The 377-nt window shown below is 61.3% G+C and carries 1 protein-coding gene; it reads right to left on the reverse strand.

What is annotated here, in order from left to right:
* Positions 1–13: 13 nt before the first annotated feature.
* Positions 14–377: LuxR family transcriptional regulator (locus OC610_RS29015; RefSeq protein WP_264433282.1), on the reverse strand; the 364-nt coding region annotated here is incomplete at its 5' end.

Below are 377 nucleotides of genomic sequence, written 5' to 3' on the forward strand. Positions count from 1 at the left end.
ATTCAGGGTGGGATTACCGCCGTAAGTACGCCCCGAAATCGATATCCCCCGCACTGAGAATCGCCTGCACCCGGTTATGCACGTTGAGCTTGCGCAGGATCGCCGAGACGTGGGCCTTGACCGTGGTTTCGGCGATGTCCAGCGTGTAGGCGATCTGCTTGTTCGACTCGCCCTTGGTCATGCGTTCGAGCACTAGCAGTTGCTTGCGCGTCAGGGCCTGGAGCAGTTCTGGCGGGAACGCCGGGGTTTCGTTCAGGCGCCGGCCCGTCGGGCTCTTCTGGGTGCGGATGATGTCCGGCGGCAGGTACACGTTGCCATTGAGGATCTGCTCGATGGCATCGGTCATCTGGGAGCGCGGCGAAGACTTGGTGATGAAA

The organism is Pseudomonas agronomica (assembly GCF_025917275.1).
Lineage (GTDB): Bacteria > Pseudomonadota > Gammaproteobacteria > Pseudomonadales > Pseudomonadaceae > Aquipseudomonas > Aquipseudomonas agronomica.